This window comes from Endomicrobium proavitum (genome assembly GCF_001027545.1).
In the GTDB taxonomy this organism is placed as follows: Bacteria; Elusimicrobiota; Endomicrobiia; order Endomicrobiales; family Endomicrobiaceae; genus Endomicrobium; species Endomicrobium proavitum.
In genome coordinates this window covers 1-24625 of record NZ_CP009498.1, presented here as the reverse complement: position 1 = coordinate 24625, position 24625 = coordinate 1, and the positions used below count along the sequence as shown (strand labels likewise).

19 protein-coding genes and 1 other RNA gene are annotated in these 24625 nt (G+C 41.3%); 9 read left to right on the top strand and 11 right to left on the bottom strand.

Features of this window, described 5'->3' with window-relative positions; genetic code table 11:
• Positions 1-8 precede the first annotated feature (8 nt).
• The 9 genes from Epro_RS00095 to rpsF form a co-directional block, all read right to left on the bottom strand.
• On the bottom strand, positions 9-1289 hold the full coding sequence (locus tag Epro_RS00095; protein ID WP_052569491.1) for an MlaD family protein: 1281 nt from the start codon (positions 1287-1289) through the stop codon (positions 9-11).
• Positions 1286-2056, bottom strand: coding sequence for an ABC transporter ATP-binding protein (locus tag Epro_RS00090; RefSeq protein ID WP_052569490.1), 771 nt, complete (start codon positions 2054-2056; stop codon positions 1286-1288). Before Epro_RS00090 ends, Epro_RS00095 begins: the two co-directional genes overlap by 4 nt.
• A gap of 24 nt (positions 2057-2080) precedes the next feature.
• Complete coding sequence (locus tag Epro_RS00085) at positions 2081-2914, bottom strand: MlaE family ABC transporter permease (protein ID WP_052569489.1); 834 nt, start codon at positions 2912-2914, stop codon at positions 2081-2083.
• An 8-nt stretch (positions 2915-2922) separates the two neighbouring features.
• Positions 2923-4098 carry an alanine racemase gene (gene alr / locus Epro_RS00080; protein WP_052569488.1) on the bottom strand — a complete coding sequence of 392 codons (1176 nt, stop codon included), beginning with the start codon at positions 4096-4098 and terminating at the stop codon, positions 2923-2925.
• Between the two features lie 68 nt (positions 4099-4166).
• The gene (gene dnaB, locus Epro_RS00075; protein WP_052569487.1) at positions 4167-5543 is read right to left on the bottom strand and encodes a replicative DNA helicase; all 1377 of its coding nucleotides are present in this window, start codon (positions 5541-5543) and stop codon (positions 4167-4169) included.
• A gap of 61 nt (positions 5544-5604) precedes the next feature.
• Positions 5605-6054, bottom strand: coding sequence for a 50S ribosomal protein L9 (gene rplI / locus Epro_RS00070; RefSeq protein WP_052569486.1), 450 nt, complete (start codon positions 6052-6054; stop codon positions 5605-5607).
• A gap of 15 nt (positions 6055-6069) precedes the next feature.
• Positions 6070-6360, bottom strand: a complete 291-nt coding sequence (gene rpsR, locus Epro_RS00065; protein WP_052569485.1) for a 30S ribosomal protein S18 — start codon at positions 6358-6360, stop codon at positions 6070-6072.
• Positions 6361-6401: 41 nt separating this feature from the next.
• Positions 6402-6875: a single-stranded DNA-binding protein gene (locus tag Epro_RS00060; RefSeq protein WP_082121437.1), complete on the bottom strand. Its 474-nt coding sequence runs from the start codon at positions 6873-6875 to the stop codon at positions 6402-6404.
• Positions 6841-7221: a 30S ribosomal protein S6 gene (gene rpsF / locus Epro_RS00055; RefSeq protein ID WP_052569483.1), complete on the bottom strand. Its 381-nt coding sequence runs from the start codon at positions 7219-7221 to the stop codon at positions 6841-6843. The genes Epro_RS00060 and rpsF overlap by 35 nt, the downstream gene beginning before the upstream one ends.
• A gap of 167 nt (positions 7222-7388) precedes the next feature.
• Between rpsF and Epro_RS00050 the strand changes: the two genes are divergently transcribed.
• The 9 genes from Epro_RS00050 (at position 7389) to Epro_RS00015 (ending at position 13684) form a co-directional block, all read left to right on the top strand.
• Positions 7389-7802 (top strand): acyl-CoA thioesterase, encoded by a 414-nt coding sequence (locus Epro_RS00050; protein WP_052569482.1) that lies wholly within the window; start codon positions 7389-7391, stop codon positions 7800-7802.
• A 1-nt stretch (position 7803) separates the two neighbouring features.
• Complete coding sequence (tadA, locus tag Epro_RS00045; protein ID WP_237754511.1) at positions 7804-8313, top strand: tRNA adenosine(34) deaminase TadA; 510 nt, start codon at positions 7804-7806, stop codon at positions 8311-8313.
• Positions 8314-8361: 48 nt separating this feature from the next.
• Positions 8362-8745: a transfer-messenger RNA gene (ssrA, locus tag Epro_RS06940) on the top strand.
• A 148-nt stretch (positions 8746-8893) separates the two neighbouring features.
• Complete coding sequence (locus Epro_RS00040; protein ID WP_052569481.1) at positions 8894-9259, top strand: four helix bundle protein; 366 nt, start codon at positions 8894-8896, stop codon at positions 9257-9259.
• The gene (locus Epro_RS00035) at positions 9256-10950 is read left to right on the top strand and encodes an N-acetylmuramoyl-L-alanine amidase family protein (protein ID WP_052569480.1); all 1695 of its coding nucleotides are present in this window, start codon (positions 9256-9258) and stop codon (positions 10948-10950) included. Before Epro_RS00040 ends, Epro_RS00035 begins: the two co-directional genes overlap by 4 nt.
• Positions 10913-11743, top strand: a complete 831-nt coding sequence (gene murI, locus Epro_RS00030) for a glutamate racemase (protein WP_052569479.1) — start codon at positions 10913-10915, stop codon at positions 11741-11743. Before Epro_RS00035 ends, murI begins: the two co-directional genes overlap by 38 nt.
• Entirely contained in the window at positions 11740-12111 is a 372-nt protein-coding gene (gene queD / locus Epro_RS00025; protein ID WP_052569478.1) for a 6-carboxytetrahydropterin synthase QueD, read from the top strand. The genes murI and queD overlap by 4 nt, the downstream gene beginning before the upstream one ends.
• 101 nt (positions 12112-12212) lie before the next feature.
• Positions 12213-12866, top strand: a complete 654-nt coding sequence (gene queC, locus Epro_RS00020; protein ID WP_082121436.1) for a 7-cyano-7-deazaguanine synthase QueC — start codon at positions 12213-12215, stop codon at positions 12864-12866.
• A 56-nt stretch (positions 12867-12922) separates the two neighbouring features.
• The gene (locus Epro_RS00015) at positions 12923-13684 is read left to right on the top strand and encodes a 7-carboxy-7-deazaguanine synthase QueE (RefSeq protein WP_052569477.1); all 762 of its coding nucleotides are present in this window, start codon (positions 12923-12925) and stop codon (positions 13682-13684) included.
• 246 nt (positions 13685-13930) lie between these two features.
• Here Epro_RS00015 and Epro_RS00010 read toward each other — a convergent pair whose 3' ends face one another.
• On the bottom strand, positions 13931-15310 hold the full coding sequence (locus Epro_RS00010; protein ID WP_052569476.1) for a CCA tRNA nucleotidyltransferase: 1380 nt from the start codon (positions 15308-15310) through the stop codon (positions 13931-13933).
• A 477-nt stretch (positions 15311-15787) separates the two neighbouring features.
• Positions 15788-24625, bottom strand: coding sequence for an OmpA family protein (locus Epro_RS07075; protein ID WP_052569475.1), 8838 nt, complete (start codon positions 24623-24625; stop codon positions 15788-15790).

Here is a 24625-nt window from a genome sequence, read left to right as displayed (position 1 = left end):
CTTCGGCATTATTTAGAAGCTACCGCCGCTACTCCGGCTATGCCAAACAACGACGCTAAATCTTTATCTTTTATTTCAAGTTTTATGTAAGAAGTAAAATCAGCCTTGTGCGAAACGTCTTCCGCAACTATGCCGGCGTAAAGCCATTTCATTATGCCCACTCTTGCATCCGCGTCAACTCGGACGCCGTGCTCTTCTCTTGTGAAATCGTGCGCGTTAACAAAAACCTGAAGCGTTCTGTAAGGCGCGTAAACGGGTTCAAAAAACGAATACGACGCGCCGACTCCGGCTTTGCCGCGCAATGCGCCGGCGTAAACTTCAGCTTTATTAAATCTGAAACCCAAAAGAGCTTCAAGTTTGTTTTTGGAAGCTTTATCGGGGTCGCTTACTTTCCCCGCGTCGGCGATATTTGCCACGCCCACGTAGTAAAATTTACTGTTGTTTGGCATTATTTTTATTCCGGCGTCATTTACAAACACGGCGGCGCTTGCGTTGTATCTGCCCATATAGTTCCACTCAAGCTGCAAAGTGCTTGCTCTGCCGAGAGTTTCTTTAAGTCCGTTGACGGTATCCTTTGCGGAAGCTACCGTTTCTTTCAAATCGCTGCTCATTTGAGAATCGTTCAAAAGAGCGCTCATCGTTCCGTCGCCCTCCGTAAGTTTTGTAAGAACAATATTTAATTTATCGGCAACTTCTTTCATTGATGCCACGGCTTGGGTTATGCCGTCTTTATTTTGGCTTGTTATCTGCGCAAGATCGCGTGAAAAATCGTTAATGTTGCCTATTGAGGAAGCTATTTTTTCGTTGTGCTGCGCTATACTTCTCATTATGATTTTTAAATCTTTCACGGCGTCCGCCAAATCTCTCGTCATGGAACCTGAAGACAGCTGACTGAAAAGATCTCCTCCGCCCGACGCGTCCGACTCTATGGTATCACCCGCCAAAAGCTGCGGATAGTTTGAATCTCCGGGAGAAATTTCTATGTATTTTGTTCCTATTACGCCCATGGAAACTATTCTGACTTTTGCGTTTTGATACAGAGTTACATTTTTATTTACTGCAAGTTTAAGTCTGGCTTTTGAATTTTTAAGCTCTATGCTTCTCATAACGCCTACATCTACGCCGGAAATTTTTACTTTGGCTTTTTTTGTAAGTCCGGCAACGTTTGAAAATTCCGCGTAAACGTTATAAGTTCTGCCCAAAGTCCAGCTGCCAAGCATAAGCACGGAAATTGCTATTGCCGCAATTCCCACAACTATAAAAAGTCCGAGTTTAACGCTGTTGTTCATAATCCGTCCATTTCAAAATTTCTTTCGGTTTGTATCGGGCCGTGGCTTGAACCTTCCACAAACTGTCTGACAACGGGGTTTTTGGTTTTTTTCGTTTCTTGGGGAGTTCCCTCAAAAACAACTTCCCCTTTGTAAAGCATTATTATTCTGTCGGCTATTTTATACGCAGATTTCATATCGTGCGTAACGACTATTGAAGTAACTTTAAGATTTTCTCTAAGATTTATTATTAAATCGCTTATAGCGTCCGACATTATCGGGTCAAGACCCGTTGTGGGCTCGTCGTAAAAAATGTATTTCGGCTGATACGCTATTGCTCTTGCAAGGGCTGCTCTTTTTTTCATTCCGCCCGAAAGCTCCGACGGTTTTAAGCGTTCTACATTTTTAAGACCGACCATTTTAAGACACTGCGAAACTCTTTGGCTTATTTCTTCTTCATTATATTTAGTAAGCATTTTTAAACCGAACGCCACGTTTTCAAAAATGGTCATAGAATCAAACAACGCCGATTCCTGAAAAACGTATCCCGTTTTTTTATGCGTGTTCATTAATTCTTCGGCGGAACAGTTTGTTACGTTTACTCCGTCTATATAAACGGCGCCGCTTGTAGGCTTAATAAGCCCTACTATATTTTTAAGCAGTATGCTTTTGCCGGTTCCCGAAGAGCCTATAATGGCAAGCGTTTCGCCGTCGCGCACTTCAAAATTTATGCCGCAAAGCACGTGCTTAAAGCCGAATTGTTTATGAAGGTCTTTAACCTTAATCATCAGCCCGCGTTCTCCAATATTTTATCACTTTATTCTGACAGCTACAAGCACGGAAGTTAAAAAATAATCCGATACCAAAATTAAAACAAGCGACATCATAACGGAACTTGTCGTGGCTTTTCCCACGCCTTCGGCGCCGCCTGAAGTGTTAAAACCTTTGTAACATGCGACTACAGCTATAATTAACGCAAAGAAAAATGATTTTATAAACCCGTGAAGGAAAGTTTTTACCGTCATAAAATCCAAAGCGTTGTTCCAATATACCGCCGACGGAACGTCCCAAGTGCTTGAAGTTACTACAAGCCCGCCGTAAACGCCTATAATATTTGCTGCCGCGGTAAGAAGAGGAAGCATAAAAATAAGACCCAAAAATCTCGGAACCGCAAGATATTTTACGGGGTTGGTTCCAAGCGTATAAAGCGCGTCCAGCTGCTCGGTAACTTTCATTGTGCCCAGTTCCGCCGTTATCGCCGCGCCTACCCGCCCTGTAATTACAACCGCGGTAAGCACAGGCCCAAGCTCTATAACCAAAGACATGCCCGTAGCCGTCCCCACAAAAACGGGTTCGTTAAAAAGATTTGTAGTTGCGGAACCCACCTGAAGAGCTAAAACCATTCCGGTAAAAAATGAGGTAAGAAGTATAATGGGGAAAGATCTGTATCCGGTTTCTACCATCTGTGCGACGGTATTTGTTGCGGACACGTCGCCTTTTAATATCCACAGAAAAGTTTGAAAAGTCATAGCCGCCGCGCTGCCGACGCTTTCAAAAAAAGATAAGAATATTTTTTTTGGAAGTCTGGCGGTAGTTCTTGCCAACTTTCTTGCTTTTATTACGGTTGCCGTCGCGCTGTCTCTCATAGTGCATATTATACAACAATTCGCGGCACTCTTGGAGATATTGCGCAGGTTACTTCGTAATTTATTGTATCCTGAATTTTTGCGAGTTCGTCAACTTTAATCTGCTCTTTGCCCTGCGCGCCTATAAGAACCACCTCGTCGCCCAAAGCTACGCCTTTAACTCCGGTAACGTCTATCATGGTCATATCCATTGTTATGCGTCCGGCTATAGGGCATCTTTTGCCTCTTACCAAAACGTCGCCTTTATTTGACAAAAGTCTGTTATATCCGTCGGCATACCCCACGGGGATAGTAGCTATTACGGATTCTTTTGTGGTAACAAAAGTTCTTCCGTAACTTACGCAAAAACCGGACGGAACTCTTTTAAGAAAAGAAATTTTAGTTTTCCACGTTAAAACCGGTTTTAATTTTATAAATCTTTCGGCGTGTTTAAAAGGACTTAGCCCGAAAAGACTTATTCCCGGGCGCACCATATCAAGATGCGTTCTTTTATTTCTAAAAAGCGCCGCGGAATTTGCCGAGTGCGCTATAAATTTTAAACCGAGAGTCTGGCGGGCATACTTTACGATTTTTGTAAAACTTTCCAGCTGCATTTGCGTAAAAACGGGGTCGGTGTCGGCAACCGTAAAATGCGTGTACATGCCGGTCATATTAAGTTCCGGAGTCTGCGCAATTTTTTGAAGCATAGGATACACGCTTTCCGAAAGCGAGCCGATTCTGCCCATGCCGGTATCAACCGCCAAATGAAAATTGGCAATTTTATTGTGGCGCACAGCCATATCTTCAAGCGCGGACAACGCCGCCATTGTTGAAATAGTGGGCGTAAGGTTATGAACTATTGCAACTTGCAAATTTTCAAACGGATAAAGCCCGCCCAAAACTAAAATATTAGTTTTAATGCCGGCTTCGCGGAAAGTTATTCCTTCCTCAAGAGAAGAAACGGCAATCCAAGAAATGCCGGCTTTCTGCGCTTCTTTGGCAAGCGCCACTCCGCCGTGTCCGTATGCGTTGGCTTTAATTACCGTCATTATTTTTGTATCTTTTGCAAGATGCTCTTTGATTTTTTTTAAGTTGAAGTGAAAATCGCTTTTATCTACTTCCACCCAGTTTTGTCTGAAAAAAACAGGGGTTCTTTTTTTAGGGAAAAATAAGTTTGTTAAGGCGGGAGGCGGTTCTTTTTTCATTTATATCCTCTTTTAAAAAGATAACTGACAATTGGAAATTAACTCACACTTAATTTTATGCGTTAAAATTACTCTTGCTCTCTTCTTTGGCTTAAATCTGAAAATTTCGTGTATTCCGACTCAAACGTAAGGCTTATTTCGCCGGTAGGACCGTTTCTCTGCTTACCTATTATTACGCTTGCGGAGTTTTTCAAATCGGGATCCTGCCTGTTGTAATATCCTTCTCTGTGTATGAAAGCCACAACGTCGGCGTCTTGCTCAATAGCGCCGGAATCTCTTAAATCTGAAAGCTGCGGTTTATTGTCTTTTCTTCCCTTGTCTTCTGTTTTTCTTGAAAGCTGCGAAAGCGCAATTACGGGAACTTTTAAATCTCTCGCAAGCCCTTTAAGCGAACGCGAAATTTCCGCAACTTCAAGCTGGCGGGATTCCGAATTTCTTGAAGAGCCGCGCATAATTTGTATGTAGTCTATAACAACTAAAGACAACGGAGTTTTTTTGGCTTCAAGCTCGGTTGCAAGTCTTCTTGCTCTGGCGCGCAGCTCTATAACGCTTATGTCGGAGCTGTCGTCTATATATATGGGAGATTCTGAAATATTTTGCGCGTTTGTTGTAAGTCTTGACCAGTCCGCCGGCTGAAATCTTCCTTTTCTTAAATTGTGAGCGTTAACTCTTGACACCGACGCTAAAAACCTCATCATTAAAGATTCTTTAGACATTTCAAGCGAAAAAATAGCGACCGGTTTTTTCTCTTCAAGCGCCACGTGCTCGGCAATGTTTAACGCAAAAGAAGTTTTACCCATAGACGGACGCGCCGCTATAATTATTAATTCCGACGGCTGAAGACCCGCGGTCATAACGTCAAGTTCCGAAAAACCGGTGCGAAGACCGGGAATATCTTTTTTATCGGAATGGAGTTTTTCTAATATTTTTAAAGTAGGGCGTACAAGCTCGCCTACTTTTACAAAACCGTTATTATTTTTAACCTGCGAAATATTGAAAAGTCTGCTTTGAGACTGGTCAAGTATTTCTTCGGGAGAATATTTTTCGTTAAATGCGTCCGTAACTATTTGAGAGCCTGCGTTTATAAGATTTCTTAAAATGGATTTATCGCGGATTATGGACGCGTAATGCTCAACGTTTGCCGCGGTTTGAACGGAATCTATTAAAGAGGTAAGATACGAAACTCCGCCGACCTCCGAAAACATTGAAACTTTTTTCAATTTGTCGGCAATGGTAATAATATCCGCAGGCTGATTTTCAAGATACAAATCGCGCGCAACGGTAAAAATTTGTCTGTGAACTTCTTTATAAAAATCGTCTTCTTTGATTATGTCTATGGCTTTTGTAATGGCTTCTTTTTCTATGAGCATTGCGCCCAAGACTGCCATTTCGGCGTCTAAAGCCTGAGGTGGAACTTTCTCTATGATAGGTAAATTTGTAGCCATAAGCGTTAGTGATTAGAACCCGTCTGCAAGATTTCTCTTTCAGACGGGTTTCTAATTTATATTATTCTTTTTCGCCTGTTACGGCAAGTTTTATTTTCACCGCTACTTCAGGGTGAAGTCTAACGCTTATTTCGTAATTTCCGAGTTCTTTTATGTTGTCGGAAAGAAGAATATCGCGTTTATTTACGTTAAAACCTTTTTCTTCCAAAATTTTCGCTACGGTTGCCGTAGTTATAGAGCCGAAAACTTTTCCGTTTTCGCCTACTTTAACTTTTGCCGAAAATTCTTCAGCGGTAAGTTTTTCGCCAAGGGTATTAGCCGCGGCTATTACTTCTTCTCTCTGCTTTTCAAGTTTTACTTTTTCTCTCTCCCAGATTTTTAAATTCTGAGGAGTTGCTTCCATTGCAAGATTTTGCGGAACAAGATAGTTTCTTACAAAACCGGCCGAAACGTCTTTTATCTCGCCCTGTCGTCCGACGTTTGTAATATCGGACCTTAAAATAACTTTCATTTTATTCCTCCGATATTAATTAACAGTAAACGGCAAAAGCGCAAGCATTCTCGCTCTTTTTACCGCGGTGTCAAGTTCTCTCTGGTGCTTTGCGCACGTGCCCGTTGCGCGACCTGAAAGAATTTTTCCGCTTTCAGTTATAAACGCGCGAAGCAAGCTTAAGTTCTTGTAATCTATTTCAATTTTATCAGCGCAGAAACGGCAGACTTTTCTTCTTATCGGACCGCCTTTTCTGAACTTTCCTCCGGGACGAGCGTGGCCGTCGCCTGAAGGTTTGCCGCCCTGGGGTTTTTTTGCAAATGCCATAATATTTTCCTCCGAAACTTCAATAAAAATCTTATTTTCCGTTAAAACGGAATATCTTCGTCTTCATCGCCGCTAAATGACGTATTCGGCTGCGAGTCGTCGTCAACGGGCTTTGCGCCTATTGCCGCCGCCTGCGTTTGAGATTCATGGCGAACTATTGACAAAAACTGCACTCTTGAAGCTATTACTTCAAGACGGCTTTTTTTTGTTCCGTCCGTTGATTCCCATTTGTTGGTTTGAAGTCTGCCTTCAACGTGAACAGGAGCGCCTTTTTTAAGACGCTCTCCGCATCTTTCGGCCATATCTCCCCAAACAACTATCGGAACAAACGTAGGATCCGCGTCTTTCCATTCGCCGGTAGCCTGATCTTTAAATCTTCTGCTAATGGCTATATCAAAAGAACAAACCGCTTTTCCCGTGCCGGTGCGTCTAAGCTCAGGGTCTCTTGTAAGTCTTCCTACCATTATAACGCTGTTTTGCTCAGGCAAGCGCAGACTGTTGGTTTGCTGTGTCATCTTTTTTTACCTCCGACGCCGCTTCGGCAGCTTTAGGAGCAGCTTTCTTTGCAACAACTTTTTTCTTCTCAACTTTTATCGTTAAATATCTTATAACGCTGTCGTTGAGTTTCAAGAAATTTTCTAACGGAGCAATTGCAGAACCTTCGCCTGACCACTCAATATAGACGTAGCTTCCTTCGCGAAATTTAGCGATAGGATATGCAAGTCTTTTTTTACCGAGCTGCTGAACGGATTTTACGGTTCCTTTTGAAGACTCAATGAGTTTTGTTACTTTTGCGGTAAGTTCTTCAACTTTGTCAGGCTGTAGTTCCGGAGAAGTGATAAATGTGCTTTCGTAATTCATGGTTTAACCTCCTTTTTGGATTTCCTTAAAAAACGTCTTAAGGGTTAGCCTTACCTCTTTGGGTAAAGCAAAAGACAGACCGTAATAATACAAAGTTGTCGGGCAAAAGTCAACATAAAAATGATATAATCAATCTAATTACAAAAACAAACTTTTGGAGAAATAAAATGAATAAACTGCAGTTAAGAATAGCTTACGCCGACACCGACACCATGGGCGTGGTTTATTACGGAAATTATCTGACTTTTTTTGAAAGAGGCAGAACGGAATGGCTGCGGGAAATAGGTCTTGAATACAAAGAAATTGAAAAACGCGGATTTTGTTTTCCCGTAACTTACGCCGAATGCAAATATAAATCTCCGGCAAAATACGACGATTTAATAACCGTGGAAACAAGACTTACCGATATTGGCGCCGCAAGCATAACCTGCGAATATGAAGTAAAGTGCGATGATAAGCTTTTAGCGGTCGGAAAAACAGTCCATCCGTTTGTAAATAAAGATTTAAAAGTGGTTCGCTTTCCCAAAGATATCCGCGAAATTTTTGAGAAAAATATTGAAGCCGGTCATTGCGGGAAATAAAATGGCAAAACAATCCGGATTGACTAAAAAAATAGATTGCCGCGTTGCCTGCGTTCACGGCGATAACGACATTCAATTTATGACCATGGCGTTAAAAGAAGCGGCAAAAGCCGAAAAAATCGGAGAAGTTCCCGTAGGCGCGGTTATTGTTAAGGACGGCAAAATTATCGCCAAAGGCTTTAACAGATGCATTACAGACAGCGACCCCACGGCGCACGCTGAAATTATAGCTTTAAGAAAAGCCGCTAAAAAACTTTCCAACTATCGTTTGAACGGCTGCAACATATATGTTACAATTGAGCCTTGCCCAATGTGCGCCGGAGCGCTGGTTAACGCCCGCATAAGTAAAATTTATTTCGGCGCCGCCGACAAAAAAGCCGGAGCGTGCAAAAGCGTATTAAAAGTTGCCGGCAATAAAAAACTAAACCACCGAGTTGCATTTAAAGGCGGAGTTTTGAAAGAAGAATGCGCAAAAATAATACAGCAGTTCTTTAAAAACAAAAGAAACTGAAGCATCAATTACTCATTAGTAATTAATAATTTGCAATTGCCTTTTCACGGGGGTGAACAGGGTTCGACGGGGATGTTTGAACGTAAAGACAGCAGGCCGGAGTTGGTCGATGGCTCCGTAAAAATCGACCAAAAAATAAACAACAACGATAATTTCGTTAATGTTGGCAATTCCGGTTTCGGATTTGCCGCAATGGCTGCTTAAGTCAGCCTCGTTTTACCAAGGATATCTGCTAATTGGATAAAACGTCAAAAGCAGGTTAGTTTCAAGCGGCATGTTCCGTCAGCTTGATGCGAAAACAAAACGGAGCTGGTTTACGGCGTAATCCCGTTTGGAGAGGGCGCCGCAAACGAGAAAAAATTCCAAACTAAGCCTGTAGCGGTCTTACGGACGCATTTTCGGACGGGGGTTCAATTCCCCCCACCTCCACCCCAAAAAGCGCACGACATACATACAATGAAGAATGAAAAATGATGAATGATTAATGATAAATATTTTTAAATCTAACACAACAAAGCGCTTTTTGTACTCATAATTTATCATTCATCATTTTTCATTTGCCATTAAAAGGAATAATATAATGCCAAAAGAAAACATTTTATTAGATAAATCATTACAATTTGCAGGACGAATTGTAAAACTATATAAGTATCTAATTACAACACACAAAGAAAATATTATTTCAAAACAAATAATTAGAAGCGGCACCTCTATTGGAGCAAACATTAACGAAGGCAACTATGGAAGCAGCAGAGCGGATTTCATTGCCAAAATGCAAATTGCTCAAAAAGAAACAGCTGAAACAGAATACTGGATTAGACTGTTGCACTTATCTAAATACATAAATGAAAAAGAATATGAAGGTTTATTAAAAGACTGTTTAGATATTAAGAATTTATTAACTGCAAGCTTAAAAACTGCAAAAAACATTAATAAACTACAATGAAAAAGATTTTATTTTTATTATTGGCTGTTATGGTTATTTGCGCGAATGTTTTTGCGCAGGAGGATGCTCCTGCGTCAAAAAAAGTTAACGCGGTAATTGACGGACAACCTTACAACGGAATTAACGCCTACCCGGTTTCCGAAAATACAAAATATTTTTCGGTGAAAGAAATTGCCGCAATTTACGGGCTTACAATTGACTGGAAACAGTTAAGCGCGGAAGTTATCTTGCGCGCCGGCAATCGCAAAATAGATATAAAAGCAAACTCAACTTCCGTAGTTTTCGGCAAAAAAAGAAAAAAAATGTCCCTGCCTTCAAGACTTATAAAAAATGAAATTTATATACCGCCTGAAATTATTACGTCTAAAGAATTTTCCGACATTGTTGAAGCCGACGCGTTGTGGAACGCGGACTCTCTTATACTAAATGTTAAACGCCGCGAAAATATTTCTTCAATACGATACTTTACGACTCCGGAAAAAACAGAGCTTATAATAGGTCTTACGGAACCTCTTCCATACACAATATCCAAAGCTACCGGCGCCATTTTGCTTACGGTTCACCGCGGCAAAATTCAAAGAAATCTTATAAATTTAGACAACGGAGCGGTGCGCGATATTTTCAGCGAAACGGAAGGCAAGGCAGCCTATATTCAAATAAATTTAATGCAGACGCCGAAAGTTGTTTACAGCCACGCGTTAAAAAATCCCGACAGAATATCGGTTGAAATTGCCCACTCCAAAGAAGTGGATATTTCAGAAAGCGCAGCAACAACGGTTTTAGATAATTCCGAACCGGCAAAAGAAAGAACGGAAGAAATATCGGAAATTGTTGACGGAGCCGAAACCGGAGACAACTCCGATTTGGCGGCTGTGCCCGTTGTAACGTTTGAAGAAGCAAACATAGCCGACGACAGTTACGTAATAATAGACGACACAACTACGCTTCCGGACGTTGTCCCTCAGAAGACGCCGAAAAAACCTTACACGGGACGCAAAAAAATTATCGTTGTTGACGCCGGACACGGCGGCGAAGATCCGGGAGCCGTAGGCCCTAACGCCACAAAAGAAAAAATTATAAATCTCGCAATTGCGTTAGAGCTTAAAAATATTTTAAACGACGACGACGAGTTTGAAGTAATTCTTACAAGAAAAGACGACACGTTCATTCCGCTTGTTGAAAGAACAAATATTGCAAATGAAAATAACGCGGACTTGTTTATTTCCATTCACTGCAACGCCAATTTTGACAGAGCCGTAAACGGTTTTGAAGTTTATTTCTTGTCGGAAAAAGCCACCGATTCCGAAGCGCAGGCTACGGCAACTCTTGAAAACTCCGTTATAGAGCTTGAAGGAAAACCCACAAAAAAACGCGCTCTTTTGCAGGACATGTTATGGTCTATGATGTTAAACGAATACATAAACGACTCGTCGGAACTCGGAGGGTTTATAGCCGCCCAAACTCCGGAAAGGCTTAAAATATCCAACAGGGGCGTAAAGCAGGCAAGCTTCTATGTTTTAAGAGGTTCGCAAATGCCGGCGGTGCTTGTTGAAAGCGCTTTTATAAGCAACTATTCCGAAGAATCAAAGCTTGGCACAAAAACTTTTCAAACCGCAATTGCAGATTCAATATACGAGGGAATTAAAAACTTCTATGCCCACAAAGAAAAAAAACAAAACAACGGAAAATAAACCTATAGGAATATTTGACTCGGGGTTCGGCGGGCTTACCGTTATGTCCGAAATACGCAAATGTCTGCCGAAAGAAAATCTTATTTATTTCGGCGACACGGCGCACGTGCCTTACGGGTCAAAATCAAAAAATGCGGTTATTAATTTTTCAAAAGATATTGCGGGTTTTTTAATAAAAAAAGACGTGAAACTTATAGTTGTTGCGTGCAATACTGCGTCCGCCTTTGCTTTGGATAATTTAAAGAAAAATTTAAAAGTTCCCGTTATAGGCGTAATTGACCCGGGCGCAAAAGCCGCGGCGGCAGTTACAAAAAACAAAAATATCGGCGTTATAGGAACCGAAGGCACGGTTCAAAGCGGTTCTTATTTAAAAGCTATAAAAAAAATATCGGGATATTCCGTAAGCCAGCAGGCGTGCCCGCTTTTTGTTCCGCTTGTGGAAGAAGGCTGGGTTAACAACAAAGTTACCGACGATATAGTGCGCCATTACCTTAAACCTTTGCTTAAAAAAAATATAGACACGCTTGTTTTAGGCTGCACGCACTATCCTATTCTAAAAAACTCTTTGCAAAAAAATGCAGGTAAAAAAATAACTCTTGTTGATTCCGCAAAAGCAACGGCAAATGAAGTTAAAAATATTTTAGAAAAAAATAAAATATCCTCAAAAAATTCAAAAAAAGGGACGCTGGCTTTTTATGTAAGCGACAACCCTGAAAAATTTGCGCAAATAGGCGGCAAATTTTTCTCAAATAAAATATCTAAAGTAACAAAAATAAATCCGGAGCGCGCATGAAATATAAATTATCGGTTACAAAAGGTTTTGCCTCGGCGCATTGTCTAAGAGAATATAAAGGCAAGTGCGAAAACGTCCACGGGCACAATTGGAAAATCCGCGCGGCATTTGGCGGAACGCAATTAGACAAAACGGGAATGCTTATAGATTTTACGGATTTGAAAGCGCATCTTGATAAAATTATGACTTATTTAGACCATAAATTTTTAAACGAAACCGCGCCTTTTGACAAAATAAACCCCACGGCAGAAAACATAGCCTTGTATATTTTTGAAGAATTAAAAAAAGCCGAAACGCTTACCGCAAAAGTGGCGGAAGTAGAAGTTTGGGAAAGCGACACTTCTTCGGCAACAATAACAGCAGAGTGAAGAGCGACACGAAGTGTCATCCCGGAATGTCTTAATCCGGGATCCACGTTTGCTAAATATTATACGTGTTCATTATTTAACGGTAAAGTGGAGAGTGAAAAGTGAAAATACGGCAAAAGCAAAATGCTGTTATTTTGTTTTCCAGCGGGTTAGATTCTACGACGGCGCTTTATTACGCTTTGTCAAAAGGTTATAAGTGCTATTGTTTAATTTTTGATTATGGGCAGCGTCATAAAAGAGAAATAAAATCCGCGCAGAAAATTGCAAAACTTGTAAAGGCGGATTTTACCGTTATTAAACTTTCTCTGCCGTGGTCTAAAGACGTTCTTACAAACAAAAATAAAAAAGTTCCTACGCATAAAGTTATAAAAGACATTATCCCCGCAACTTACGTTCCCGGACGCAACACGCTTTTTTTATCTTACGGACTTTCTTATGCGGAATCAATAAACGCGCGAAGTATTTTTATCGGCGCAAACGCGCTGGATTATTCCGGCTACCCCGACTGCAGACCTGAGTTTATAAAAGCATACAACGGACTGCTGAAATCTCTCGGATTAAAAATTACGGTTCAGGCTCCTCTCGTAAACATGACAAAAGCCCAAATTATAAAACTCGGCGGAAAATTAAAAGTTCCGTATCAATACACATGGTCTTGTTATAACGGTTTGAAAAAACCTTGCGGCACATGCGACTCATGCAAATTGAGAGCAAAAGGTTTTAAAGAAGCAGAACTTAACGATCCGGCAATTTAAAACAAAAAGAAAAACTTGCCGCAGCGTAGAAGCAAATCGCCGAAAACGGGTGAAAAGTGAAAAGCAAAGTTAAAAAACAAAAACCAATAACAAACATCTATGCTCCGGTTTATGAAGTGTTTTTTTCTTACCAAGGGGAAGGTCCTTATACGGGAACTCCTCAAATTTTTGTGCGTTTTGCCGGGTGCAATATAAAGTGTAATTACTGCGATACGGCTTATTCTATAAAAATATCCGACAATGCTAAATATTACTCTTCTCAAGAACTGCTTGCTGAAATTGAAAAAATTTTAAAAAAAATGGATTGCCGCGGCGCTTCGCGCTTCGCAATGACAGGTACATCTAAACCGTCAATAGCAATAACCGGCGGGGAACCGTTGATACATGCCGATTTTTTAAAAGTTTTTTTACCGGCATTAAAAAAATACGGCTTTCAAGTTTACTTGGAAACAAACGGAACTCTTCCGAAAAATTTAAAAAAGATTATTTCTTTCTGCGATATAGTTTCAATGGATTTTAAATTTCAATCCGAATGCAAAAAAAGTTTTTGGAAAGAACATAAAGAATTTTTAAAAATCGCAAAAGATAAAGTATTTGTAAAATGCGTTGTTACGAAAAATACATCATTAAATGAAATAAAGCGCAGCGGACAAATTATCCGCAGCGCCTCTAAAAAAATATGTCTTATTTTACAACCTTCAACCGGCAAAGACATTCCTCTTGCAAAAAACCTATCCGCATTTTACACGGAACTAAAAAAAACACTCCCGAACGTATTGATAATGCCGCAACTGCATAAGATTTTAAGGATTAGATAACCATAACGGTAAAGCGTGCCGCGTCGTAGGAACGAAGTCCCGAAGACGGGTAAAAAGCGGAATTAACCACAAAACAATTGGTTTGTCATTCCTGCGAAAGCAGGAATCCATTTTTACTAATTATCATCTTCGACAATTCACGCCTTCGGCGTGTAGGGATTTTTATTATTTTTAGTAACTGTGGATTCCTGCTTTCGCAGGAATGACATTTCACGAGTTTATCAGACATATAATGAACCATGCTGCTTACTGTAATATCTTTTTTATGGCTTCAAAAGCTTCTTCTTTTGTTAGGGTTGGGGTTTCAAGTTGTAGTTCGGTTATTTTTTCTTTGGCTTGGGATATCCATTTGCCGTCTGGGAGATTAAAATATTTTTTTAATTCGTCGCCGCTTAACAATTCTTTTGTAACGTAAAGAATATTTTTATTTTTTAAATCGTCTATGCGTTTTATAAGCTCTTCAAGTTTATCGTCCGACTTATCTTTCCCGTAATCTGCTTTTGAAAGTTCTAAAACTAAATTTAAATTTTCTCCGCAGGCGCGGGCAAAACGTCTTATTGCAGCGTCAGACCATTGCGCTGTGTACATTTTAGGATACATATGATTTTTTATTACAAGCAAAACCTGCGTTGTGAAATCTTTGGAATACTTTAATCTTTTCAAAATATTTTCCGCTAACTTTACGCTTTCTAATTCGTGCCCGTAAAAAGTAATTTTTCCGTTTTCATTTTTACATGCTGCGAACTTTCCGATATCATGCAAAAGAGCGGCGGTTCTTAAAACAAGCTCCGGCGGCACTCTGTTTAAAACTTTCATTGTATGCGTAAAAACATCGTCGCTGTGGTATTTTTCAGGTTGCTGCAAATTTTTCAACCTTTCAATTTCCGGAAAAATATTTTTAAGCAAATTTATATCGTCTGCCATTTCAAAAGCAACAGAAGGATTTTTTTCAATTAAAATTTTATTTATTTCATCGCGAATACGTTCGGGGGCAACTATGGAAATTCTGCCGGCTGTGGTTTTCATTGCCTTGTAAGTATCGGGCTCAATTTCAAAATTAAGCTGTAAACTTTGACGCACGGCGCGCAGCGTTCTTAAAGGGTCTTGCGCAAAAATTAACTCGGCGCTTTCAGGGTCGGTAACTCTTATAATTTTATTTTTTAAATCTTCAAGCCCTTTGCCGGTTAAGTCTAAAACTTCCATATCGTTTAAACGTAAAAACAAAGCGTTGATTGTAAAATCGCGTCTTAACGCGTCTTGTTGAAGCGAGCCGATTTCAGTATCCGGATTTCTGGAGTTATCGTCGTAATATTCTTTTCTCGGCATAACAAATTCAACTTCTTCATTATCAATTAAAAGTTTAGACGTGCCGAATCTTTCAAAAATTACGGGTTCGTGCAAGTTATATTTTTTTGCAATAATTTTAGAAAAATTAACGCCGTCAAGACGGCTGTTATCCGAAACATTGGCGCTTTGAGCCATAATATCCAAATCTTTAGGCTCCCTGGAAATAAAAATATCCCGCACAAAACCGCCAACCGCATACGCCTCAAAACCGGACTCTTTTGCAGTAACTGCAATTTTTTCTATTATTGACATAAATTTATTTGGAATTTTTGTTTTCATACATTTTATTTATAACACAATATTATTGCTTTTTCAATCTGTAATTATTGTCATTTTTTATTTTGAGTTGAGATTCAAGGCAACGCCTTGGGCGCTGCGCACCAAACCCTGCTTCACTTTTTCACGAGCAAAAAAGTAAGCAAAACGCCCGCCGCCGCAGCGCATTCGTTACAAAATTTAATCGGCAATTTTTATAAACTAGCGCACTTCCTGCACTCAAACACATAAAAATTAGACTCGTCGATTAAATTTTTCCACTCATAAACCGCACTGAAGCGGCAACTGCTAACAACTACAAGCAACAAACAAAAAAAACCGGAAAAGTTTTAACCCTTCCGGTTTTTTTATTTGTTATTATTTCCACTTCTCACTTTTAAAGATATAATGCATACATCTAATATTTAGCAAACGTGGATTGCCGATTACGGATTTCGGCAATGACACACAAGTGTGTCACTTTTCACTTTGCCGTTTTAGTTATTCTACAAATATTTCTACTCTTCTGTTGTTGGCTCTTCCTTCTTTTGTTTTGTTGGTATCAACCGGGTTCTTTGACGAATGTCCTACTATTTCCATTTTCTCTTTTGGTATTCCGTTGTTTGCCAACTCATTATACACGCTCTGCGCTCTTCTTTCCGACAGCGGCTGATTTACTTTCTCATTTCCCGTGCTGTCTGTGTGTCCTTCTATTGTTATCTTCTTATACTCATGCTGCTTTATATATTCCGCATGCTCTTTTATGCTCATTATATGATTGCTCTTCAACAAATATTTGTTTGTGTCAAAGTTTACTGCCCTTGATCTGTATGGCTGTATCTGCTTCTTGCCTGCTTCCACAGCAGGCTTTGGTTGTTCTATTATTTCAGGCTTCGCCTGTTCTACCACCACCACCGGCGCGGGGACGGGTTCTTCTTTTTCTTTATGCGTTATTCCGCAGAAATTGTATCTCAAACCCGCGTTGGCGTAGAGGTTTGTGAACTTTTCGGCTGTGTGGGCGTTGGCGTTTATGAAGAATTTTAGACCTTCGGTTATTCTCACGCTTCCGCCTAATGTTGCTCCTAATATCAACCCGTTTTCTTCGTAGCCTCGGCTTAAGAACTTCACTTCCGTTCCTTCAAATACGCTTTCTATTTCGTATTTCTTTCCTGTTAATAAGTATTTTCCTTCCAAGTTTACATATCCTGCCCATGTCTTATCGTCGTAGTTTACTCCCGCTCCTACTCGCGCGGTTGTTCTTAAATAGTTGCCTGCTTCTACTTTTAGGTTTAATCCGTTTGCTCCGGTTTCTGTGAAGCCGTCGTAGCTCACGTTCTTTAATTCTGCTCCTGCGTATGGTCTGAAGTTTGTGTTGTTTCCTATTTTGTATTTCAATGCGCCTTCCACGTCTGCTCCTAACGTGAAGCCTTCGTAGTTGGCTTTTGCGTTTCTGTCGGCGTATGGCGGTACCGGCAGGTACTGACTTATTGCTATATTTCTTGTTGTTTCGTAACTATCCTTACTTCCGCCTATCATTGCTTTTATTTCGTAGCTTTCTTCTATGTAGCCGCCGTATAATCCGCCGCCTATTTTATTTAGCGTTGCTTTGCTTGCTTCTTGGTTCATGCTTTGGTCTTTATAGTTTACATATATTCCCAACATCGTTTTGTTTATGCTGCTCATGCTTCCAAAGTATATGTCAAACCCTGCCATTACTCCATATCTATTATCTTTGTATTCGCCAAGGCTGTTTTCGTCGCCGCCTAACTTTGTGTTTCCTCCGGTTACTTGCGCCCATATTGCGCTGTTTGTGTGTTCCCTTGTGCTGTGGTTTTTTATTCTGTCATACAACTCGTTATTGTCGCTGTCCAACGCTGCAGACTTTATTACGTTGCTGTGGAAGTAGCCTGACGCTATTGCCAGCACTTTCTTTTGTTCTTCTTGGTCGCTTAAGTTTGCCGTTGCTTCCATTATTTTTTCCAAGTCGTTTGTCGGCAGAATTATTGATAATTCGTCCCACGTTTTTGCCACTTCGCTTTGGTTGAACGTTAACTTCGGCAAGTTTTGGAAGTCCCCTTTGTTTATTCCGTTTACTATTATTCTCACTACGCCTGTCCAATCCGTTATATCGTTATACTTCACTTGATAGCTAAATGCTCCTGTTCCTACATATACAAACGTTGCGTTTGCAAACGTTCCGTTTATCGCGTTTTCACTCGACATTATCAAATGGTATTCCTGATTATTGTACACCCCAAAGTGCGCTTTTATTTGCAAATTCCCTCCTATTTGCGCCGAGCTTGCAAATATTTGGTCGTTGTTTCCGTTTTTAAATATGTCCATTAACAAGCTTGTATTGCTTGCAAACATCGTTGTTGCCGTTGCTACGTTTACGTGCAAGTTATCATACAGGTCGGCGTCGGTCATGTCTAACTCGGCTCCGTTAAATATTATGTTGTTTGCTTTAAACGTTGCGCTTTCTAACAGCACCACTTTTCCCGCTGTCGCCGTAAAGTCGCCCCAGACTTCGTTATCGCTTCCAAGCAAGAGCGTTCCTGTTCCGGTTTTGTTTACTTCTATTGCCGTGCCCGCTGTGTTGCTTAATATTCCTCCTGCTATACTTATTGTGTTGGTTCCGGAGGTTATTAAGTTTAGTCGGCTATTGTTGTCCGCGTATATATCGTTTGGTGTGCCGGCGGCTTTGTTGCCGCTAAATATTATATCGCCGTTTGCGGCTTCTATTGTTACTGTGCTGCCGCCTGTTACATAGACTGCCGCTCCATTTGTTGCTGCTTCATTTCCTGTGAAGTTTCCTCTTCCCGACAACGTTATATTTGAATTGTTGCTTGCGTACACTGCTCCGCCAAGCAATGCTTTGTTGTTCATAAACGTCATCACTGCGTTCTTTATTGTTAGTATTGTGTCGTCGGCAAATATTGCTCCTCCGTTTCCGCTCAACGCTTCGTTTCCGGTGAAATCTACGTTTGCTCCGTCAAAGACCAAATCGTCCACTGCGTAGATTGCTCCTCCGCTTCCCGTTAGCGCTTTGTTGTTTGTAAACGTTGCGTTGCCGTTGTTAAATGTTATGTTCGCCAAGTTGCTGTAGATTGCTCCTCCATCCACTGCGGCGTTGCTTGTGAAATTTATCTGCGCATTATTAAACGTTACGCTTGAATTTTCTGCGTATAGCGCTCCTCCGTAATTACTTGCTGTGTTGCTTTCAAATATTACTGTGTTGCCGTTAAATGTTATTGTTGACGCATAAGCATACAATGCGCCTCCATCGGTATTTATGTTTTTGTCAAACTTCACCGCCGTGTTTGTAGTTGTTACCGCCGACGTCGTTACACGGACGCCTGATGATGTGGCTACGTTCCACACAGCGTTTTCTATTGTTACTTCCGCTTTGTCTATCAACGTTGTTCCGGAGCTTTGGTTAAATATTGTGCTGAAATAATTTCCGCTGCTTAAATACAATACGCCTGCATTGTATTTATTTACTATGTTTGACGAATACATTCCGTCGTATATGTACACGCCTTTTGCTCCGCCGTTTATATTTATTGTTCCTATATTATATATGTCGTTGCCTGCAAAACCTGCAGTGTTGCCTTCATATATTATGTCGCCTATGCCGGTTTCCATATTGTATATGCTCGCGTTATATACTGCTCCTCCGGAGCTATACGCAACGTTACCTACAAACGTTGCAGAACCTATTGTTATTATTCCCCCGTTAGCATTATATATTGCTCCTCCGAATATGTTGCGTGAATATGCATTTGAATATATATCCGCAACGTTGCCTTCAAATAAAACCGGCGCGTTAACAAAACTTATTCTTCCGCCGATGTTTGCTATTGCCCCTCCGTAAGCAGAATATTCGCTTGGCGTCATATAGCCTGGTCTAGCCTGATTATCATTGAAAACTACCTGCACGTTTTCAAATAATATATCCGCATTAACCGATCTTATTGCTCCGCCGCTTGTGTTGTTAATATTGTTGCTTGAAAACTCTACATAATTTCCGGAGAACGTTACCGTTGAATTGTCCGCCCAAAAAGAATTTCCATTGAAAATTGTAGTTGTGCTCTTAAACAATACCGTTGAATTTGAAACTTTCGCGCCAAGCATATATGCCGCCGAATTTGCTTGTCTTGCCCTATTACCGGCAAACACCGTTATATTTCCTAAAAACTGAATTATTGCATTATCCGAATTCAACGCTCCTCCGGCAATGTCGTAATACGCGCCGGTATTTCCTATAAAATAAGTATCATTGAACGTTGCTGTGCTGTTTAACAAATATACCGCTCCACGATCTGTATTGTTATATTCGCTTCCTGCATTATAATTATTTGTAAAAGATGAAACGCCCGTAAAATATATTTGCGAATTTACCGCTTGCATAACCGCTCCGCTGACGGAACCGTTGTAATCAAAAATTGCATTTGCGGTAAAACTTGCGCTGCTGTTTTCCATATATATTGCGCCGCCGCCAAACGATGCCGTATTTGTTGCAAATAATACATCGCCGTTAAAATTTGCAACGCTGTTGTTTGATAAATATATCGCCCCTCCGCTGCTGGTTGCTACGTTTGCCGATATTGTTGAGCCTGTAATATTTATTATTGCTCCGCTTTCCGCTGCTATAAATCCGCCTAATGCTGCGCTGTTTGATGATGCATATATATTTTCAAAATTGGCTATTGCATTATTTGCCGCATACAAGAATCCTCCGGATATTGACGCCGTTGAATTGCTAAAACTGAAATTCCCGCCGTCAAACGTTGCCGTTGCGTTTTCTACCGCTATAAACCCGCCTTTGGCCGCTGTGTTGCCGGCAACTACCAACTGCGCTATGCCTGAAGAAAATACTATTTTTGCTCCCGCTGTTGCATATATCGCTCCGCCGTTTTGCGTTGCTTTATTTCCTTTAAACGTTATTGTGCTGCCATCTGCAAATTGTATTTCGCTCGCCGCTGCGTCCGCATACAGCGCTCCTCCCGATACTTCCGCTTGGTTTGCTTCAAATACAACGTTTCCCCCTAAATTTACCAATCCCTCATAATTATATATTGCTCCTGCGCTTGCTTGCGCTTTATTTCCCTTAAATATTGTATTGCCTTTCGTTTCTATTATTCCTTGATAATTATACAGCGCCCCTCCGTCGGTTGCCGCCGTGTTTTCGCTAAATACTGCCGTTGACCCGAATATGTAACTTTGCCCTGTTTTTACTACTGCTACCCCTCCGCCTGCAAACTTTGCCGCGTTGCTTGTAAAATATACTTCCTTACTAAACGCCACGCTGCTTTGCGTTAAGTTCAACGCCCCTGCTCCATACGCTTTGTTTGCCGTAAACGACGTTATTTGCGAATTAAATTCTACCGCAGAATCCGACGCGTCCCCTGCGCTTATTGCTCCTCCTACCGCTCCGTCCCATCCTGCGTTTTTGGCTTCGTTTCCTTTAAATTCCGTTGTATTTCCGTTAAATACCAATTTGTTTCCTATAGGCCCTATCATGCTTATTGCTCCGCCTACCCCGTTGGCTGCGCTGTTATATCCGAAATATACGTCCTCGTTAAATACTGCGCTTGATACTTTTACCTGCCCGTGCATTGCTATTGCTCCGCCTCGTTCTACCGCCGTGTTTGACGTAAAATTTGTTTTTCCGTTAAACTCCACGTATGCCGACGTGCCCGTTGCTATTGAATATAGGTACAACGCTCCTCCGCCTCCGCTTTGTCCTCCTGCATTTAACGGCGACGACTGGTTATTGTAAAATGTAACTTCCCTATTATCAAAATACGCTTGCGCTCCGTTTAGAAATAACGCCCCTCCTCCCGCGCTTGCTCCGTTTCCTTTGGCTATATTATTGCTAAACTTTATTTCCCCGCTTCCTAAAAACTGCGCCGCGCTTAAATTTATCATTGCCGCTCCGCCGTTTCCTACCGCTGTGTTTCCGTCAAAATTCATTACAGGCGCTTCAAATATTGTTGACAGCGACGACAATATATATATTGCTCCTCCTCCTGCTCCTCCGGCGGCGGTTTGTTTGTTGTTTTTAAATACCAGCGTGTTCGCCGATTTTATATATCCGTTTGTGCTGTTTAATATATACAGCGCTCCTCCTACGTTTCCTGCCATGTTGTTTTCAAACGTTGTTGTTGTTGCTATAAAATTAAATTGCGCGTTCGGCCCTGCGTAGAGCGCTCCTCCGCTTCCGCTTGCCGTTGTTGTGTTTGCGTAAAATTCTGCCGCTCCAAATGTTATTGTTCCCGTATTTACCGCATACAGAAATCCGCCTGCCGCCGACATGTTTCCTTCCGCTTTGAGCGTTGCCAAACTGAAATCTATATTCTTTGTATCAAACGCTTGTATTGCTCCGCCGTAGCTGTTTGCTGTGTTATAACTAATTGTATTTGTTCCGCTAAATACTACTGTTGCGCTATTCAAATACAACGCTCCTCCGTATCCGCTTCGCGCTGTGTTTGACGACATATCTATATTTGCAAAGCTCCACGTTCCTTGGTTTACCAAATATAAAAATCCGCCGTTGTTGGCTTGGTTCCCTATTGCTTTTGTTATTTTTGCATTTTCTAACCCAACGTATGAACTTGTGTCCCAATACACTACACCGTTTCCGTTTGTTGTATTGTTCCACAAGAATTCTACTGCTCCGCCCGTAAAAATAAAGCTTGAATTGCTAACTGCATTTACTGCTCCTCCTTGCCGCGCGCTGTTTCCTTGGAATGTTACCGTTGTTCCTGTAAAGCTCATTGTTGAACTAGCTGCTATATATATTGCTCCGCCGGCGCTTCCCGCTGTGTTATAATTGAAATTTACTACTCCGCCTTCAAATGCCATATTACCGGAACCGGTTGAAAAATATCTTGACCCTATCGCTCCTCCGCTATCGTCAGCCGTATTGCTGCTAAAATTAACATTACTTCTATAAAATACTGCACTTCCTTTACTATCTAAAAATATTGCAGCGCCGTTATCACTATTATTATTTACATATTCAACCGTACTGCTGTTAACTAAAAACCACGCTCTACTTCCTACTGACGTTGCGCGGGCGCCCGTATTATTATTACTCAACAACACATTGCTGCTGCTAAAACTTATTGTTGAATCCATAACTACATATATATATGAATTATCAAATTTTACATCCCCGTAGATGAACTCTACTGTGCTGCTGCTTCTAACATATACTCCCGATCCTCTTGATGCCGTATTATCTTTGAATTCCGTTGTTCCGGATGAAAAAATAACTTTAGAACGTCGCTCTACGCTAACCGCTCCTCCGTTTTCCGTTGTTGCCCCTATCGTAACGTTTTCTATAAATTTTACATCCGAGTTTTTAAACACTACCGTTGAACCGTTATTTGCGTATATTGCGCTTCCGCTTGTTGCCGTGTTGCTTGTAAATGAAACTTGTGCATTCTCAAATATTAGGCTTGCTTGCCCTCCGCTGGAACCTGCTCCATAATTTCCCGCTATATATATTCCTCCGCCTTGCACGCTTGCTACGTTGCCTGTTATTGCTATTGTTGAACCGGTAAAATTTACTTGCGCTACGCCGTTGGTGGCCACGCCGATACCATAAAAGCTACCTGTTGATACTGAACCGCTTATAAACATTCCTCCGCCGTCTTGCGCGGCGTTACCGTCTATATTAACTTTTGAATCTGTGAAAGTTACTATTGCTGTACTGTTACTGGAATTATTTACTCCATTACCATATGAGCTAGCTGCGACCGCTCCTCCTACAAATAACCCTCCGCCTTGTGTGGAGCTTCCATTAGATCCGTCAACAATTAACATATTGCCTGCAAAGTTTATTGTTGATGATGTAAAGCTTACTATCGCTGCACCGCTGCTGCTGAAATTTTTACTAGCACCCATTCCTCCGGCTGCGACTGCTCCTCCTACAAATAACCCTCCGCCTTGCGCTGCTGTTCCGGCATCTCCACCCCTTACCGTATTGCTTGTGAAGTTTATTGTTGACAATACAAAGTTTACTATCGCTGTACCGCTGCTGGCATTGTTTGTTCCAGTAGTATCATTTGCTCCGGCTGCAACCGCTCCTCCTACAAACAGTCCTCCGCCTTGCGCGGCTGTTGCAGCAGATCCGCTCTTTGCTATATTGCCTGCAAAATTTATTGTTGACGATGTAAAGTTTACTATCGCTGTGGCGCTACTGGCATTGTTTGTTCCAGCACGTACTCCGGCTGCGACCGCTCCGCCTACAAAGAGCCCTCCGCCTTGCGCAACGGTTCCCTGATTTGTATTCGTTACCGTATTGCTTGTAAAGTTTATTGTTGACAATATAAAGTTTACTATTGCTGTGCTGTTACTGGAATTGCTTACTCCGGTACCATATGTTCCGGCAGACACCGCTCCTCCTACAAAGAGTCCTCCGCCTTGCGCCGCCGTTCCATCAGTGTTTCCACTCACTACCAACGTATTGCTTGTGAAGTTTATTGTTGACGATGTAAAGTTTACTATTGCTGTGCCGCCGCTGGAATTGTTTACTCCATTACTATATGTTCCGGCTGACACCGCTCCTCCTACAAATAAGCCTCCGCCTTGCGCGACTGTTCCATTGTTTCCACTTGCTACTGTATTGCTTGTGAAGTTTATTGTTGATGATGTAAAATTTACTATCGCTGTGCCGCTGCTGCTGGAATGGTTTGCTCCAATACCTGCGCTGGCAGAGACTACTCCGCCTACAAATAATCCTCCGCCTTGTGCTGCTGCTCCGTTGACCCCACTTCTTACCGTATTGCTTGTAAAGCTTATTATTGCATTTGTAAAATTTAAGATGGTTGTGCTATCTGAATATGCATTATATGCTCCCGCTACAAATAACGCCCCTCCTTGAGCTGCTGTTCCGCTGCTACCTACTATTTTTGAAAAGTTTTGAAATGTTATGGGGCCATAAAAAAATAAATTATTTCCGGAAGTAAGCAGAACTCCGGCATTTACATTTTGCCCGTCTAACACGTATCCGTTTCCGGTAATTGTTCCGCTTAAAACATTAAAATTACCGCCGGAAAAGAAGATATCGCCGGTTAAAGATATGTCGTAATTGTTTGTTGTGGTTGTTATGGCTATAAAATCTGCGAAGTTATTTACAGATGTTTGGGCATTGGTTTTTGGCGCTGCCAAAAACAAGGAAAAAGTAGCAAGGAGTAAGGAGAAAGTAACGGCTTTCCTGCTTCCGATGAAAATCGGAATCCATTTTTTATTTAACATGGATACCGTGTCAAGCACGGTATGACAGACGCATACAAAAAATGTAATGACTGCACGCAAAATTGTTTTCAT